At 34.4% G+C, this 16,869-nt stretch carries 12 protein-coding genes; 4 read left to right on the forward strand and 8 right to left on the reverse strand.

The features are described 5' to 3' along the window. The gene (locus tag BXU01_RS21715) at positions 1-768 is read right to left on the reverse strand and encodes a LuxR C-terminal-related transcriptional regulator (protein ID WP_083695541.1); all 768 of its coding nucleotides are present in this window, start codon (positions 766-768) and stop codon (positions 1-3) included. Positions 769-931: 163 nt separating this feature from the next. Between BXU01_RS21715 and BXU01_RS21720 the strand changes: the two genes are divergently transcribed. The 3 genes from BXU01_RS21720 (at position 932) to BXU01_RS21730 (ending at position 2,498) form a co-directional block, all read left to right on the forward strand. Next, positions 932-1,582 (forward strand): DUF1349 domain-containing protein, encoded by a 651-nt coding sequence (locus BXU01_RS21720; protein WP_083695544.1) that lies wholly within the window; start codon positions 932-934, stop codon positions 1,580-1,582. 272 nt (positions 1,583-1,854) lie between these two features. After that, the gene (locus tag BXU01_RS21725) at positions 1,855-2,142 is read left to right on the forward strand and encodes a hypothetical protein (protein ID WP_206196635.1); all 288 of its coding nucleotides are present in this window, start codon (positions 1,855-1,857) and stop codon (positions 2,140-2,142) included. 137 nt (positions 2,143-2,279) lie between these two features. Then, a complete protein-coding gene (locus BXU01_RS21730) occupies positions 2,280-2,498 on the forward strand; it encodes a hypothetical protein (RefSeq protein ID WP_083695546.1) in 219 nt (72 codons plus the stop codon). A 68-nt stretch (positions 2,499-2,566) separates the two neighbouring features. Here BXU01_RS21730 and BXU01_RS21735 read toward each other — a convergent pair whose 3' ends face one another. The 6 genes from BXU01_RS21735 to BXU01_RS21760 all read right to left on the reverse strand — a co-directional run bounded on the left by BXU01_RS21735 (position 2,567) and on the right by BXU01_RS21760 (position 13,767). Then, a complete protein-coding gene (locus BXU01_RS21735; RefSeq protein WP_083695549.1) occupies positions 2,567-3,616 on the reverse strand; it encodes a beta-ketoacyl-ACP synthase III in 1,050 nt (349 codons plus the stop codon). Positions 3,617-4,181: 565 nt separating this feature from the next. Continuing rightward, complete coding sequence (locus BXU01_RS21740) at positions 4,182-5,966, reverse strand: alkaline phosphatase (protein ID WP_255373824.1); 1,785 nt, start codon at positions 5,964-5,966, stop codon at positions 4,182-4,184. A 959-nt stretch (positions 5,967-6,925) separates the two neighbouring features. Next, positions 6,926-8,461, reverse strand: coding sequence for a RagB/SusD family nutrient uptake outer membrane protein (locus tag BXU01_RS21745; RefSeq protein WP_083695628.1), 1,536 nt, complete (start codon positions 8,459-8,461; stop codon positions 6,926-6,928). Between the two features lie 19 nt (positions 8,462-8,480). Continuing rightward, positions 8,481-11,870, reverse strand: coding sequence for a SusC/RagA family TonB-linked outer membrane protein (locus BXU01_RS21750; RefSeq protein WP_083695555.1), 3,390 nt, complete (start codon positions 11,868-11,870; stop codon positions 8,481-8,483). Between the two features lie 304 nt (positions 11,871-12,174). After that, positions 12,175-13,095: a FecR family protein gene (locus BXU01_RS21755; protein WP_083695558.1), complete on the reverse strand. Its 921-nt coding sequence runs from the start codon at positions 13,093-13,095 to the stop codon at positions 12,175-12,177. A 114-nt stretch (positions 13,096-13,209) separates the two neighbouring features. After that, entirely contained in the window at positions 13,210-13,767 is a 558-nt protein-coding gene (locus BXU01_RS21760) for an RNA polymerase sigma-70 factor (protein ID WP_083695561.1), read from the reverse strand. 371 nt (positions 13,768-14,138) lie between these two features. Between BXU01_RS21760 and BXU01_RS21765 the strand changes: the two genes are divergently transcribed. Further along, the gene (locus BXU01_RS21765) at positions 14,139-15,647 is read left to right on the forward strand and encodes an ATP-binding protein (protein ID WP_083695564.1); all 1,509 of its coding nucleotides are present in this window, start codon (positions 14,139-14,141) and stop codon (positions 15,645-15,647) included. A gap of 112 nt (positions 15,648-15,759) precedes the next feature. Here the strand turns inward: BXU01_RS21765 and BXU01_RS21770 are convergent, their stop codons facing one another. Then, on the reverse strand, positions 15,760-16,815 hold the full coding sequence (locus tag BXU01_RS21770) for an NAD(P)-dependent alcohol dehydrogenase (RefSeq protein ID WP_083695567.1): 1,056 nt from the start codon (positions 16,813-16,815) through the stop codon (positions 15,760-15,762). Positions 16,816-16,869 lie beyond the last annotated feature (54 nt).

Raw genomic sequence — 16,869 nt, forward strand, 5'->3', positions numbered from 1 at the left:
TTACAATAAATTCAGGGCATCTGCCGTACGCACTGCTTCAATAGAATTATTTACATTAAGTTTTTCCAGAATATTCTGTCTGTGCCTGTTTACTGTATTAATACTAATATTTAGCTGACTTGCGATTTCTTTACTGATTTCGCCTTTGCTGATTAGTACTAAAATTTCTTTTTCACGAGAGGTCAATAAATTAATACAGTTTACATAAGTGTCTACATACAAATTTTCTCCCGTTTTGGTATTAACAATTCTTCCGTCGATACCTCTTACACTACCGGATTTTTCAAACGAATAATTGTACAGGCAAACCGCCAGCCACAAACCTCCTTCTGAACTGTTTTTTACATAAAAACTTCGGTGCAGTATATGCTGATATTCTTTTTTACTATTTAGCGTCCTTATTTTGCATTTGGTACTGTAATTCAATCTTTCTTCGGGTTCCAGTACTTTTAAGAAATTAAAAAATTCAAGTTCCAGAAGATGTCTTTCAAAAAGATCTTCGGGATGAATGCGTTTATAAATATCTTCTTCCCAAATAGAATCTATTGTAAGGTAACCTGAAATATCCATTTCGAAAAAACTGCCAAAATTACCCGTAAAAATATAACTCTTGTTGGCCGCAAGATCAGATAATACAGCTACCGAATGATCAATTTTTACATATTCTTTCATCATATTAATTACATCCTTCAACGCTGCTTCACGTTTATCCGGACTATCGACAGATTCAAAAGAAAAGTGATCTTCTAACTTGGTGATGGGATTCATAACACTAATTCATTTATTTTCTAGTAGTATTGAATTACCATAGAGGTGGATAAAAATAGAAAAAAAATGTGGTTTTCTAAAAAATGGTTATAAATAACTATTGCTGTAAAAATAATGAATCATCTACTTTGTAAATTATTAATAAAATTCAAATTACTACATCATGAAGAGAATTCACTTAGTTCTTATCTTTTTACTTGTTGCAGCCGTAAAAGTAAACGCTCAAAAATTAAATTCAATGAACTGGCTTAATGAACCAGCTGAGTGGGAAATAAAAGATAACAAACTTACTATGCAGGTTACACCACAATCTGATTACTGGAACAAAAGCCATTACGGATTTACAGTATATGACGGTCCTTTTCTATATACTGAAAGAAGCGGTGAGTTTGAAGCTGTTGTAAAAATGAGCGGAGTGTATAAAACAAGATTCGATCAGGTTTGCCTGATGCTCAGAATAGATGAAAATAATTATATTAAAACCGGTGTAGAATACGTAGACGACGTATATAATATAAGTACGGTACACACTATCGATAAAAGTTCATGGAGTGTTATGGGACTTAAAGAAAAACCAAAAAATGTCTGGATGAAAGCGGTACGCCGACTCGATGCTGTAGAAATTTTTTATTCTATAGATGGCGTAAATTATACAATGACTAATACCGTATATTTTCCGGAACATAAAACCGTGCAGGTTGGTATGATGGCGGCAAGCCCGGATGGAAAAGGTTTTACAGCTACTTTTGAAGATTTTAAAATCACACATCTTGCAGATCAAAGACGTTTAGAATGGTTAAAAAACAATCAGTAAGGGATTTAGTGTAACTTTTTTTAGCAAAACAAGTCTCTTCTATTGTCATATTTAATAGAAGCATTAAACCAGCACTAAATAAATTCTGATTATGAAAACAAAATTTTTATTGTACTTATTATTGTTGATACTTGCTGCTTATCAGAAGGTTTTTTGCCAACAAAAAGTACACATGAACTTAATTCATGAAGTTATAAAGATAAAAACCGATAGCATTTTTAATAAATTAGTTGACATCAGGAGGGAATCGTAAATGCATAAAAATAGCACCAATGAAGAGCAAACAATTGATGTATCGTTTTATAATAAAGACATATACATTAAAAAAAAAGATAAAAATGATGAGGGATAAAGAGAATTTTCTGGATGTTTTAATAAAAAGTAACGGACATCATAATATTCTAGATCTTGGTGCGCAAATTGGACTTGATGAAAACGCGACAATGGAAATAGTGACGCAACTTCTTGCTGAATTTAAAATAGAATATATCGTAAACGGAATATGCGACTACAGTTTAATGAGAAGTCAAAACCGAAAAAATAGAACAACCAAGAGTTAGAATTATTTGTGATAATGCTTTAAATCCTTCAATGGTGAAAGAACCAGATGTTAATTCAATAACAAATACAAATTATAATATAACACTTACGCAAGCTAATAATCTAACTTTGAGCTCAATACTTAAAAACTCAAGTCATGAAAAATTCAAATAGTTTCAACAGTGAAAGCCTTAAAAAATGTCCATATGAAAGTCAGGTTTACACGACAAATAATATTGATTTAATATATGTAAAGTCGTACAAGGGAGATTGGGGACATTGGGATGACAAGATCGAAAGTGCTCATCTGGATAACAGCTGTCATGATCAGACTATGAATGAAAGTATAACAGATACAGGTGCAGAAAATATCTAACAGTCAGTAAAGATTGCCAAACATAAAAAAACTCCATTATAAATGGAGTTTTTTTATGTTCAGAAAATTTAGCTGCACACTAAATCATGTTCTAATTCCTTTTCTGTCTTTGAAGTTTCTAAGTTTCTAAGATTTCGCATAACTCCCCATTTCAGACAAGTTGCGCCCCAGGAAAAACCGGCTCCAAAAGTGGTAATCAATATATTTTGACCTTCTTTGAAATCAGCTGCAAAATCCCATAAACATAACGGAATCGTAGCTGAAGTTGTATTACCGTATCTGTCTATATTTACTTTTACTTTTTCAGCTGCAATATTCAGGCTCTCGCTCACTGCATTTATAATCCTTAAATTAGCCTGATGCGGCACAACCCAGTCAATATCATCTACAGTTAATTCGTTATTGGCAAGAACATCTCTTGAAACATTACTCATCGATTCAACGGCTCTTTTAAATACAAATGCACCTTCCTGATTCACAAAATGTTTTTTGTCTATTATTGTCTCCATCGTTGCCGGAAGCTTAGAACCTCCCGCCGGTACTAAAAGTGCTGATGTTCCGCTGCCGTCAGTTCTCAGGATACTTTTCATCATTCCGTATTCTGATTCTGTTTTCTCTAAAAGTACGGCTCCTGCCCCGTCTCCAAAAAGAATACAGGTATTACGATCTTCATAATCTACGATTGAACTCATTTTATCAGCTCCAACCACAACAACTTTTTCATAACGTCCGCTTTCTATCATCGTTGTAGCCATTTCCAGTGCGTACAAAAAGCCACTGCATGCGGCATTAAGATCAAAACCAAATGCATTTGTAAATCCGCTTTTCTCGCAAACTTTACTTGCAGTTGGTGTTAAAAGATGGTCTGGCGTAGCTGTTGCCAATACTAAACCATCAATTTCTGAACGATCTATATCATAAGTTTCGAATAAATTTTCGATTGCTGCACAAGCAAGATCAGATGTTCCCTGATTTTCATCCTTAGCTAATCTTCTTTCTTTTATTCCGGTTCTTTTTACTATCCACTCTCCTGTAGTTTCAACCATTCTTGAAATCATCTCATTACTAAGTATAGAACTTGGTACAAAGCCACCTATAGCTGTAATTGTTGCCTTCATTTATTTTTGTTTTTGTTATTTTGATTTTCTTTTTTCTGTTTTTTCTGTAGTAAAAAAAGATACTACAAAATAACGTCAGAAATTTGTAAAAGACAACAATGATGCCATTAAACCCGCCATGATTATGGTTGTCTTGAATATATACGCCAGAATTCTAAATACCCTATTTTTAATGCGTTAATAATAAGATATCAGCATTATTAGTGTTAATTTACTTCTTATCTCATTACTTATAACGCCTGATTTTGCTATTATAAAAACATTAACGCTTTAAAATTTGCATTCTTTTTTTTCATTCAATACTAATTTCACGTATTATACTATGATTTATGATTTTTTCACACTCTTTAACTAAATTTTTTAACCCAGCATAATTAAGTTTTTATTTCGACGAAATTTCTTAATTAATGGTTTTCATTTTATCAAAAAATACGATTCTAAATTTTAATTAAACTATCTGCATTCTTCTTCCTGGTTTTGCAAAATATTTTTTTTAACCATTATTATATTTATGCAAAAAGCCGCTTTTATATAAAAGCGGCTTTTGTATTTAAAATTCTAAGTATTATTTCTTAAAAAGAACTTCTAGTATTTTAGAATAAATTTCAGTGTTTTGGTACACACCTGTAAAATTATCAGCACCTGGTCCATAAGCAAAAACAGGAACCGGAACTGCCGTATGATCGTTTGTACTAAAACTTCCGTGTACATATCCTTTTTCTATACTTCCGTCAATTAACGAAAGCCCACCTGTTTCGTGATCAGCCGTTACGATCAAAAGTGTTTCCGGGTTCTTGTCTACAAATTCCATTGCCTGACCAACTAATTTGTCAAAATCAAGCATTTCCCGAACCACATATTCTACATTGTTTTGATGTCCGCCATAATCGATTTGTGCCCCTTCGGCCATTATAAAAAACGGATTTTTTGTTTTAGCAAAAGTCGAAGTTGCTTTTGCCAGGGATTTGGTTAAAAAATCTCCTCTTCCGTTTTTCATCGAAACTACCGAAGCATCGTCTAAAACAATAAATCTATTATTTTTAATGGTATCCAGACTGCTAAATTTATCCGAGAAAGTATATCCTTTTTCTCTTAATTCTTTAGAAAGATCCTTACCATCTTTTCTCAATGTAAATTCTTTTGTTCCTCCACCAATCAAAATATCCGACGGATTACTTAAGAAATCATTTGCTATAAGCTCGCTGTAACTTCTTTCTGGCTGATGCGCATAAAAACATGCCGGCGTGGCATCTGTAATATTTCCGGCAGAAATGATTGCCGTTTTATAATTTTTCTTCGCTAATTGCTGTGTGATTAATTCTAAAGGCTTTCCGTTTTCATCTACACTTATAAAACGATTATTGGTTTTATGTCCTGTTGCCATTGCTGTTGCTCCCGCAGCCGAATCGGTAATATAACTGTCTGAAGATTTGGTAATAGAAAATCCTTGTATTGGAATATTAAACAAACTCAACTGCCCTTTATTAGCCGTGTAGCCGGAATAAATTTGCGTTAATCCCATTCCGTCGCCAATTAAAAGAATGACATTTTTAGGTTTCTTTTTGGCGAAAGCCGAAGCGTTTTTAGGAATATATGCCTGGTGAAATTCGGTATTTTGATAAAATGTAGATTTAATAGTATTGATAAAATGTGTTAATTCCGGAACATTATCCGTACCAATAAAATCAACTTTTAAGTTCATCAAAGTCATCCAGGTATTTACATTATCCTGCGTTGCCCAAAATCGTACTTTTTTGTTCTGATCGTGTACTTTTTTAATGATTGTTTGTACTTTCTCAGCATCGGCTTGTGTCATTACGCCTTTCCCATTCCAGATGGTGATTTCTTTTAAATCCTCGCTAATCATTTCGACGCGTGATAATTGTTCCGGAGTATAATTTTCGTTTAATCTTCCGTCAAAATAAATAAAATCAGGATAGTCTTTCCAATTGGTTGGCGAAGGTCTGTTTCCTGAAATGACCACTTTTATATTTCTATTCGAAATTAAATCGGGATATGTTTTTAATTGTTGTGCAATTAATTTTAAAGTCGGATCAGCCTCTGTTTTGATATCGATCATTAAAATCAAAGGTTTATTACTAGGGTAAGCTTTTCCTCCTAAAGATTTTAATTTATTTGAAAGCGGATCCAGATATTGGCTTTTAAGCGTATTCTGAGGTGTAATTTCTTTAGAAGTATGCGCCACAAAAAGTTCATTATTTACGATAAAAACATCGGCTTCAATAACACCGGTTTCATTAGAATAAGCTTCGTAAAAAGGGAGTTTGCTGGCATAATCATTATGCGAATGAATGTTCGACGAACTATATTCCTGTGCTTGTGCAAGCATGAAAAATTGGAGGCAAAAAAGGGTGATTATTTTTTTCATTGGAAAAATTGGGGTTATTGTTTTTATATTATTGAAGCTCAAGCGGAGCGATATATATGTCACCCCAATGGGGCTTTTTTTCCATCTAAAATTGAATTGCTATAGATATATCGTCCCGCTGGGACTTGTTTATTTGCAACTCGATCTTTTTCGATCGAAATAACAATTATTAAAGCTCCAGCGGAGCGTAATATTTATAGCAATTATTGATTTACCCACACATAAAGCTCCAGAGGAGCGTAATATTTATAGCAATCATAGATTCCCACACATAAAGCTCCAGAGGAGCGATATATATGTCACCCCGATGGGGCTTTTTTTCCATCTAAAATTGAATTGCTATAGATATATCGTCCCGCTGTGACTTGTTTTATTTGTAACCCAACAGAAATCATTTTTAATCGAAATGAAAATATTGTGGTTATTTCTTTCATATTATTAAAGCTAGCGGAGCACCACATTTATAGCAATTATAGGTTCTCTCACATTAAAGCTCCAGAAGAGCGTAATATTTATAGCAATTAGAGATTCCTCCACATAAAGCTCCAGAGGAGCGATATATATGTCACCCCGATGGGGCTTTTTTTCCATCTAAAATTGAATTTGCTATAGATATATCGTCCCTCTGGGACTTGTTTATTTACAACTCAATCTTTTTCGATCTAAATGACAATGAATTTGCTATAAATATATCGTCCCGCTGGGACTTACTTTGACTACTCTTTCAAATTGTTTACCAACGAATAAAAATCATTTTAATCTTATTAATCTGTGGCTATAAAATTTAAACACAAACCAGCCTTTTACTCAAAAAAGACTGGCCTATTTTTATATAAAATTCATTTGTTTTTTTCTTACAACTGCAAGCTCCGACAAGCTTGCAGCGTAGAAAAAACTAAACAAACAACTGAAAATACAAGTTACCAACCTTTATTTTGCGTAAGTGCTCCTTTGCTCACTGCTATTTCGTCTGGTGGTATTGGCCAAACGTTGTGAACTGCAGGATTAAAATTACGTGCAGGATAAATTACGGTTCCGTTATAATGGTGTAAAGGTTTTGCGTAGGTTGCCTGAGCATCGCCCCAACGTACTAAATCAAAATGACGGTCTGTCCATTCTCCGGCAAGTTCACAACGTCTTTCTCTTTTTAAATCGGTTAATGTTGCTCCGGCAAGGTTTGCTAAACCTGCACGACTGCGAATCATATTAATTTCGGTATCTGCATTCAGGCCTTTCATTAATTTAGCTTCTGCGAGCATCAAAATCACATCGGCATAACGCAAAAGCGGTACATTTAAAGCTGTCGAAGGTTTATCTCCATTCGCATTTACATAACGAATATCGATTCCGCCAGAAGTTGTTTTTGGGTAACCAAACGGTTCCATATATTTATTGAACTGATATCCCGTTCTGTTACTGGAACTTACCAAATGATTTCCTTCATTAAAAGTCACTAATTCACCAAAATACATGAACTTATCTCCTTTTTGTAAAATTGTAGCGCTACGTCTTTTATCTGCCGGATCATATGTATCAAACAATTCTTTTGTAGGATAAAAATTTCCCCAACCGTTGTAAACTCCCCAACCTTTATCCTCTAGACAAACCCCTGGAAAAATAGAACCCAAAGAGGTATTGTCTGCACTCGATGTTACAGACCAGATATATTCTGATGACCAGTTGTTTTTAATCTTAAATACATCTTCAAAATTGTCCAGTAACTTATGTTTTCCACTGCTTACAATCATATTGGCATACTTAATCGCATTATCCCAATCTTTTGCATACAGGTATGTACGAACTAAATATCCCCAGGCAGCTGTTTTATGTGCACGTCCGTAATTGTCAGGTGTAAGTTCATTAAAATACGGCAATAAATCTGCTGCTTTTGCTAAATCTGCTGCGATATAGGCATAATTTTCGGCTACGTTTTTAGCTCTTGGTACATACACATTTGTTGGATCTTCACGATCCTGAATCGGGATTCCGGCGCGATCATCACCATAATGATATGCTAATTCCAGATGCATTACCGCATGATTGAAGTAAGCTTCGCCCAACATCATATTTTTTGTTTTTTCGTCTAGAGAAATCTTCGGGATATTGCGAATAACATCATTACAGCGTTTCATTACTTCGTAGTGCAATCTCCAGATATCTTTAGTATCAGACTCTGCTCCGTCTACAATAAAATTCTTGATACGTTCTGCGTTTTGTCTTGGTTTTGTTCCAATATCATCACTCGCATTATTCAGCCAGAAAAAACCACGGCCATACATGTTATCATCAGAATATAAAGCATAAATAGCGTTTACTCCTGCTTTTGCATCAGCGGGTGTTTTCCAGAAATTCCCACTTGAAGGCGCTCCTTGCGGAACCAGATCCAATTCACTTTCGCAAGCTGCTGTACCAAACAAAAGCACAAAACTCAATAGTAAAAGACTTAAATTTTTCATTTTATTTGTTTTATATTTTTTAAAAAGTTGCATTTACACCCGTCATATAAATGCGGGAAAGAGGATATTTGCCTAAGTCCATTCCAAAGTTGTTCAACCCCACTTCAGGATCCATTCCTGAATAATTTGTGATGGTGAAAAGGTTTTGGGCCGAGATAAAAAATCTAAGTTTTGCTTTTCCGTTCAGCCATTGGTCTTTTACTGTATATCCTATAGAAAGGTTTCTTAATCTTACGAAAGAAGCATCTTCGATATAAAAATCAGAAATTCGCCCGAAGTTATTGTTGTTATCTGTTGATGAAAGTACCGGAATACTAGTATTAGTATTCGTTGGCGACCACGCATTTTTAGACTCTGCCAATAAATTATATCCTGGAAACGAACCGTTTAAACCAGTATGTTTTACCGCATTAAACACACTATTTCCTGCCGCTCCGCTAAAAAAGATATTCATATCAAAACCTTTGTACCTAAAGTTCGTGTTTAAACTAAAAGTAGTTTTAGGAAAAGGGCTTCCAAGCACGACTCTGTCGCTGTTATTGATTACACCATCTCCGTTTACATCTTTAAATTTAATATCTCCGGCAACCGCATTTGGCTGATATACTTCTCCTTTTGAATTTACATACGCTTTTGCTTCGGCATTACTTTGAAATAATCCGTCTGTAGAATATCCGTAAAAAGCACCAACCGGACTGCCAACCTGATAAATATTAGCCAAAGGCAAACTACGAACTCGGCTTAAATTCAAAGGTTCAAGAGAGGTTAAATCGTCTTTGATCGAAACAATTTTATTGCTTAAAAAGGCAGCGTTTGCCGTTACATCAAATTTAAATTCTCCACGAGTTTTTTGATACATCAAACTGGCTTCGATTCCTTTATTTTCAACATCTCCGGAATTTACAATTCTGCCCAGCGGAGTTCCTGAAACACCCGGAAGCTGATCGCGAACCAGCATGTCTTTGTTTGTTTTTACATAAGCATCTACAGATCCTGATAAGGCATTATTGAATAAGCTAAAATCTAATCCCAAGTTGGTTTGCTCAGAGCTTTCCCATCTTAAATTAGGATTTGACAATTCACTTTCAGAATATCCGTAATTAATTACCGGACTTGAACCAATTAAAGCCTGAGTCTGATTTAAGGGAACACTAAATTGGTAAGGTCCAAGATTACCTAAATTTCCTATTTGTCCCCAGCTTGCGCGTAATTTTAAGTTGTTTACAACAGGATTTATACTTTGCATGAAGCCTTCTTCAGAAATTAACCAACCTGCCGAAACAGACGGATATACTTTCCAGCGGTTTGCTGATGTAAGTTTTGAAGTTCCGTCACGACGAACAATTCCTGAGATTAAATATTTTTGATTAAAGTCGTAATTTAATCTCCCTACATACGAAGAAATAATTTCTTCAGATAAACCTGCTCCTAATTGCTGAACCAATTTTGCATTTAATAAATAACGCTGTGATGCATCTTCATTATCAAAACCTGTTCCTTGTACCGTATAAAAATCTTTCTTGATTTGTTGGTACGTGTATCCTGCAAGAGCTTTAAAATTGTGTTTACCTAATGATTTTTCATATGATACGGTTTGCTCGCTTAATAAGTCAGTAGTAGTTGAAGTAGATTGTGTTAATCTATTGAAATCAAATATTTTACCCGGTTCTGTAATCTTAGTTGCAAACTCCGTCGAGTTGTTCTGGATTCTGGTGTATCCCCAGTTTGATTTTAATTTTAAACCCTGAATAATTTCCCATTCAGCATACGGATTGATCAAAATTGTCGAGATAGGATTTCTGTTGTCTAATCTCTTCAAATATGCTACCGGATTAATTACGTCTCCATAAGAACCGATGTATTTTTCAGGAACTCCACCAAAATGCCCTGAACCGTCTTCTTTGTAAATTGTAGCATTTGGCGGATAAAAAATTGCTGCTAAAATCGCTCCCGTATACGCATTTGAAGTATTGGCAGATTGTCCGTCTGTTAGGGAATATGACATGTTTTCTCCTAACGTGAAATTTGGTGCCAGTTTAAAAGAAGAGTTTGCTCTTGCAGTATATCGGCTTCCGAAAGTATTTAATAAGATACCTTCATTTTTTCTATAACTTCCGGATAAAAAGAAATTAGATTTCTCTGTTTTTCCGTTTACAGAAATAGATAAATCCTGAATTTGTCCTGTCTGGAAAATTTCATCCATCCAGTTTGTTTTTGTTGTTCTTGCAGTTGGTTCAAATGCGGTATCAAAGGCAGGAATTCTTGGCATACCTGCATTATCTCTTGCAGTGTTCATTGCATCAGCATATTCTGCAGCATTTAAAACATCCAGTGTTTTAGCCACACTTTGTACTCCGCCCTGATAATTTACATTGATATTTATACGGTCAGAAATTCCTTTTTTAGACGTGATTAGTATTACACCTCCAGAAGCTCTTGCGCCATAAATTGCTGCAGAAGCCGCATCTTTAAGCACACTGATTGAGGCAATATCATTTGGGTTTAATGTATTTAAAGATCCACTGTAGATAATTCCGTCTAATACAATCAAAGGCGTTTCGGCATTCAAAGAACCAATACCACGAATATTAATCGTTGGCTCAGCCGTAGGATCTCCACCACTGCTAATTACCGTAACACCCGCCACAGTCCCTTGCAATAATTCGGCTGCACTATTGTAGGTTCTGCTTGAAGATTCTTTCATAGAAACAGTTCCTACAGCACCTAAAACTTCGTTCTTTTTTACAGAACCATATCCCATCACTACCACTTCCTGCAGTTGTTTCATATCTGCCAATAACTTAACGCTTATGTTTTTATCTGAACTGGTTACTTTTACTTCTTGCGTAACATAACCTACGTACGAAAAAACAAGTACCGCGTTAGACGAGTTGATTTCCATCTTGAAAGTTCCGTCAAAATCTGTTGTTGCTGTGGCATCAGAATCTTTGTCTTTAATTCCTACTCCCGGCAAAGGCATTCCGTCGTCTCCACCAAAAACAGTTCCTGAAAGGCTTATTTTTCCTTGTCCGGAATCAGCCACTTTTTGATTTTTTTTGATGACAATATTGTTGCTTAGAATTTCATATTTAAGAAAAAAATTGCTGCATATTTTATCCAATGCTTGTTCTAAGGTAACGTTGTTTAGTTTTAAACTAATTTTCTGATTCGTATTTACCTGATTCGTCTCGTACATAAAATGCACGTCAGCCTGTTTCTCAATTTTCTGAAAAACATTTTTTATACTTTCATTGTCTACTTTTAAGGTTACTCGCTTGCCAATGTTAACACTTGCTGCGTTCATTGTGAAGCCGATAAAAAATAAAGCTGCAAACAAAAGTGCTTTCGTTAATACCATTTTTTTAATGCTCTGACAGTTTATAACATACCGCATTTGTTTTTGATTCATGTTTTTGGAGTTTTAATTTGTGTTTGGATTATTACTTGGTTTCTACGTAGATGATTGATTAACTTAATTTTAAACACTTATGATTGCGTAATTTTTTAACACATAGGGACATAGCTTTTCTTTGTTGATAAAAGGCGTTTCACTCGTTTAAATTCACATAGCTTTGTAGAATTTGAGTTTCAATTTTCAAATAAATTCTTCTTCTCTGAGTTTTTTTTGCTCGCAGATCACGCAGATCGAGCAGATTTTATTTCATATAAACACTTTGTCAGACCTAACAGGTTTTAAAAACCTGTTAGGTCTCTTATTGTATGATATAAGTTCCCGACTCGATTTTATAATTGGCATTGATAATATTGCATACTAAAGCTACGACCTGATTTACAGGCAGTTCTTTAAAATAAGCGCTGATTTTTAAATTGTTAAGATTCTTGTTTTCGATCTGGATCGCTACATTATAATTGCGATTTATGGTGGCGATAACTTCCGGTAAAGGAGCATCTTCAAAAACAATTATATTTTTTCGCCATAGCGAAATAGAATTCACAGGAACATCTGTAAAAGCTTGAATTTTATTATTTTGTGATTTAAAAACTACTTTTTGCCCCGGCGTTACATACACATTTTCTTCTGTGGCAGTAGATTTTACATTTACTCTTCCAGTTAAAACCGAAACTTCCTGTGTGGCGTGATCCGGATATGCCTGAACATTAAAACTAGTTCCTAAAACTTTCGTATCCATTTTATCGGTATGAATAATAAAAGGATGTTCTTTGTCTTTTGCTACATCAAAAAAAGCTTCACCTGTCAGGTATACTTCTCTTGTACCTCCTTTAAATTGAATTGGATATTTTAGAAGACTTCCTGCATTTAACCAGATTTGGGTTCCGTCACTCAAGGTTATTTTAGCATGCTCGCCTAGTTTTGTTGTATATTCTTTAGAAATTGTCTGTACTGATGAAAAATAAAAGAAACACGATAATCCCATTAAAAAAACTAAAGAAGCTGCCATAGCCCAATTTTTATAAGGAAGAAAAATAACGTGGTTTGTTTTTTTAATTTTTCTGATTTCTTGTTTTAATTTCGAACGGTCTGATTGTATAATTGCATTAGGATCTAAAATTTGTTCCGGATGATCGTACCAGTTATTCCATAATTCTTCTCCTTTTTCAGAAGGCTTTCCTTCTAAAAAAAGCTGTATATCTTGATGTAATTTTTCAGGCATTATAATTTGTTTATCTCTTTAATAGTATGTCTTGGAAATCTTATTTTCAGGTAGGCAGATAAGGTTACGCTTTTGTTAAGAAAAAACGCTCCTCCATAATTTTTGAAAACAGTATCAGTTGAATTCACCTAAATAGTTTCGCATAAATTTGAGCGCGTAAGCAATATGATACTTTACGGTTTCGTGCGAGACATTAAGTTCTTCGGCAATTTCTTTGTTCGAATATTGTTTGATACGGCTCAGGATAAAAACTTCTTTTGATTTTTTAGGGAGTAATAAAGTCGCTTTATCTACTGCTTGCTGCAGTTCCTGATAATAAATAGAATCTTCGGTTGTATTGCTGTTGTTATAATCATTATTACTGCGGTCCGAAACCTCTTTGATATACTGATCTGTAATGGTGTGTGATTTTATATAATCTAAGGTCACATAACGTACTGAAGTATAGATGTAAGCCGAGAATTTCTTTTGAATCACTAAAGTCTTTCGGCGTTCCCAGATTGTGGTAAAAACTTCCTGGACAATTTCTTCTGAAACGGGAACAGATTTCATTCGCATATAAACAAAGCGAACTAAGAGATCCCGATATCTAAAATACAATTCATCAAACGCTTTATCCTTTCCTTGTCTCAATAATTCAACAAGCTGTTCATCAGTAAATCCTTTATACATAATAGGTCACTTTTGCATTTAGCGAACAAATGGTATTTGCTAAAACACCGTTATTACTTCTTTTTTTGCGATGTATTCTTAATTTTAAAAATGACATATACTACATTGTTTTGTTTTATAATATGTCTCCAAAATTAGAAATGAGGGTAGGTCGATAAGGTTACGTTTACATTAATAAAAAGGTCATTTTATAAAACATTATATTAACATTTCGTCTCGCAAATGTTATCACGTGCATATAAAATTTTGATTACAAGTGTTCTGAAATAAAACGTCTTAGATTGTAATTTTGAAATAAATGACAAAAGAAGTATAACAACGTAAGCTGAATTTGATATTAGCTTCGTAGAAAAAATTAAATCTCCAGCCCCATGTACGATAATCTGTTACTTCTAAAAGACATTGTGGACAATGCACCCTTGCCAATAGCTGTATATGTAGGACATGAACTGCAAGTAGAACTAGCTAATCCGGCCATGATAAAAACTTGGGGAAAAGGCGATCAGGTAATAGGAAAAAAATATCTGGATATTGTTCCTGAAATTGAAAGTCAGCAAATTTTTGATCAGGCAATGAATGTTCTGAATACCGGAATACCTTTTCATGCAAATGATAAAAGGGTCGATTTGGTAATTGATGGCGTCATGAAACCGCATTATTTTAATTATTGTTTTATCCCTCTTTATAATACGCAGGGAAATATATACGGCGTAATGAATACCGGTACAGAAGTTACGGATCTTCATTTGGCCAAACAAGATATGGAAAGTGCTGAAGAAAGACTAAGAATCGCAATTGAAGCCTGTGGTATGGGAACATATGAGATAGATCTGGCTACAAAAAAAATAAAAACTTCGGGTAATTTTAATACAATATGGTCTATTGATAATGAAATCCCTAATGACGAACTGATAAAAAAATTACATCCTGATGATCAGCTATTGCGTGAAGAAGCACATCTAAATGCTCTGGAAACAGGTAAAATGTCGTATGAAGCACGAATAGTAAATGAGGACCAGTCTATTAAGTGGGTTAAAGTTAATGGTAAAATAATCAATGACGAAAATGGAAAACCCAATACAATTATTGGGATTATTCAGGATATTCATGAACAAAGAAGATTTGAGGAAGAATTAAAAAAACAAGTCACAGAGAATATTGAAGAGTTAAGGCGATCGAATGATGATCTTCTTCATTTTGCCAATGTGGTGAGTCATGACCTGAAAGAACCTGTTAGAAAAATTAAAATTTTTAATAGTCTTTTAAGGAACGAGAGCAGAATTCACTTTGATGAAAATTCAAAAAAATACCTCAATAAAGTAGATCAGTCTGCTCAACGAATGCAGACTATTATAGAAGGAATCCTTGCCTATTCTACCCTTAATAAATCAACGCAGCCAATTGAAAAAATCAATCTGGATGAAATTGTCGAAAATATCAAAACAGATCTGGAACTTATCATAAAAGAAAAAGATGCTATTTTAATCACGAGTGAACTTCCTGAAATAGAAGGCGCTACTATTCTTATTCATCAGCTTTTTTATAATTTGATCCATAATGCATTAAAATTTTCAAAAGCAGATCAGCCTCCAAGAGTTACGATATCTTTTAGTCTCATTAAAAATAATGGTATCGATTATGCTAAAATAATTGTAAAAGACAACGGAATTGGTGTAGACCCAATTTTTGCCGACAGAATATTTAATGCTTTCGAAAGATTACATTCTAAAGACCAATACGAAGGAAATGGCCTTGGACTTGCTCTTTGCAGAAAAATAGCCAAAAGACATAATGGCATTATTTCCTGTGTTAGTGAGATCGATAATGGTGCTGAGTTTATACTAACATTACCACTAAAACAGTTAGCAGAAACGATTTAGAAAAAATATATTTTGTTTACCAAAATAGAAAAAGGCATTCGTTATCATCACGAATGCCTTTTTTTAATTGATGTTTTGATGTATAAATAAATTACACAAAACATTTTTATTATTATTCTTTCAGAGAATTCATATCAATTACAAAACGGTAACGAACATCACTTTTCAGCATTCTTTCGTATGCTTCATTGATTTCCTGCATTTTGATAATTTCAATTTCCGAAACGATATTGTGTTCTCCACAAAAATCAAGCATTTCCTGTGTTTCAGCAATTCCGCCAATTACAGAACCTGCTACTGTTTTTCTTCCCATAATCATAGGTACAGTATTTAAAATTGGTTCTAAACCACCTAAATATCCCACTAAAACCAAGGTACCGTTAATGTTTAATGTAGCCACATACGGGTTTACATCGTGTACATAAGGAACTGTATCTATAATCAGGTCAAATTTACCGCTTACAGATTTCATTTGAGTATCGTCTGTAGAGATAATTACAGCATCTGCACCTAATTCTAAAGCGTCTTTTTCTTTATCCGGTGTTCTTGAAAACAAAGTAACATGCGCTCCAAGACCTTTAGCCAATTTTATGGCCATATGTCCTAATCCGCCTAAACCAACTACGGCAACTTTACTGTCTTTACCCACATTCCAGTGTCTTAATGGCGACCAGGTTGTAATTCCTGCACATAATAACGGAGCCACTGCTGCCAGATTTAGGTTTGCAGGAATTTTTAATACAAAATGTTCATCTACTACTACTTTTTCAGAATATCCGCCAAAAGTATGTCCGCCAAGATTTTTGTCTTTCCCATTGTAAGTTCCTGTAAATCCATTTAAGCAATATTGCTCAAGATCTTGTTTACAGCTTTCGCAAGTGTGGCAGGAATCTACCATACATCCTACTCCTGCTAAATCACCCACTTTTAGTTTGGTAACATCGCTTCCTACTTTAGTTACTCTACCTACAATTTCGTGACCCGGAACGGCAGGATATTGTGATCCTCCCCAATCGTTTCTTGCCGTATGCAAATCTGAATGGCACACACCACAATATAAAATTTCGATCTCTATATCTTTTGCCAGTACATCTCTGCGGGCAATGGTCATTTGTTCTAAAGATGCATCAGGCGCTGTTGTACCAAATGCTTTTGTGTTTGTACTCATATGTATAAATTTAATTATTATAAAGCTGTAAATTTAAAACTACTTTGATCCTGA

This window comes from [Flexibacter] sp. ATCC 35103 (assembly GCF_001975985.1).
Taxonomy (GTDB): domain Bacteria; phylum Bacteroidota; class Bacteroidia; order Flavobacteriales; family Flavobacteriaceae; genus Flavobacterium.

Bases quoted from the DNA above. Each gene is read 5' to 3' on its own strand.
- BXU01_RS21765 (WP_083695564.1), top strand. From the start codon at position 14,139: ATGTACGATAATCTGTTACTTCTAAAAGACATTGTGGACAATGCACCC.
- BXU01_RS21760 (WP_083695561.1), bottom strand. From the start codon at position 13,767: ATGTATAAAGGATTTACTGATGAACAGCTTGTTGAATTATTGAGACAA.
- BXU01_RS21745 (WP_083695628.1), bottom strand. From the start codon at position 8,461: ATGAAAAATTTAAGTCTTTTACTATTGAGTTTTGTGCTTTTGTTTGGT.
- BXU01_RS21770 (WP_083695567.1), bottom strand. From the start codon at position 16,815: ATGAGTACAAACACAAAAGCATTTGGTACAACAGCGCCTGATGCATCT.
- BXU01_RS21735 (WP_083695549.1), bottom strand. From the start codon at position 3,616: ATGAAGGCAACAATTACAGCTATAGGTGGCTTTGTACCAAGTTCTATA.
- BXU01_RS21755 (WP_083695558.1), bottom strand. From the start codon at position 13,095: ATGCCTGAAAAATTACATCAAGATATACAGCTTTTTTTAGAAGGAAAG.
- BXU01_RS21725 (WP_206196635.1), top strand. From the start codon at position 1,855: ATGAAGAGCAAACAATTGATGTATCGTTTTATAATAAAGACATATACA.
- BXU01_RS21715 (WP_083695541.1), bottom strand. From the start codon at position 768: ATGAATCCCATCACCAAGTTAGAAGATCACTTTTCTTTTGAATCTGTC.
- BXU01_RS21750 (WP_083695555.1), bottom strand. From the start codon at position 11,870: ATGAATCAAAAACAAATGCGGTATGTTATAAACTGTCAGAGCATTAAA.
- BXU01_RS21730 (WP_083695546.1), top strand. From the start codon at position 2,280: ATGAAAAATTCAAATAGTTTCAACAGTGAAAGCCTTAAAAAATGTCCA.
- BXU01_RS21720 (WP_083695544.1), top strand. From the start codon at position 932: ATGAAGAGAATTCACTTAGTTCTTATCTTTTTACTTGTTGCAGCCGTA.
- BXU01_RS21740 (WP_255373824.1), bottom strand. From the start codon at position 5,966: ATGCTTGCACAAGCACAGGAATATAGTTCGTCGAACATTCATTCGCAT.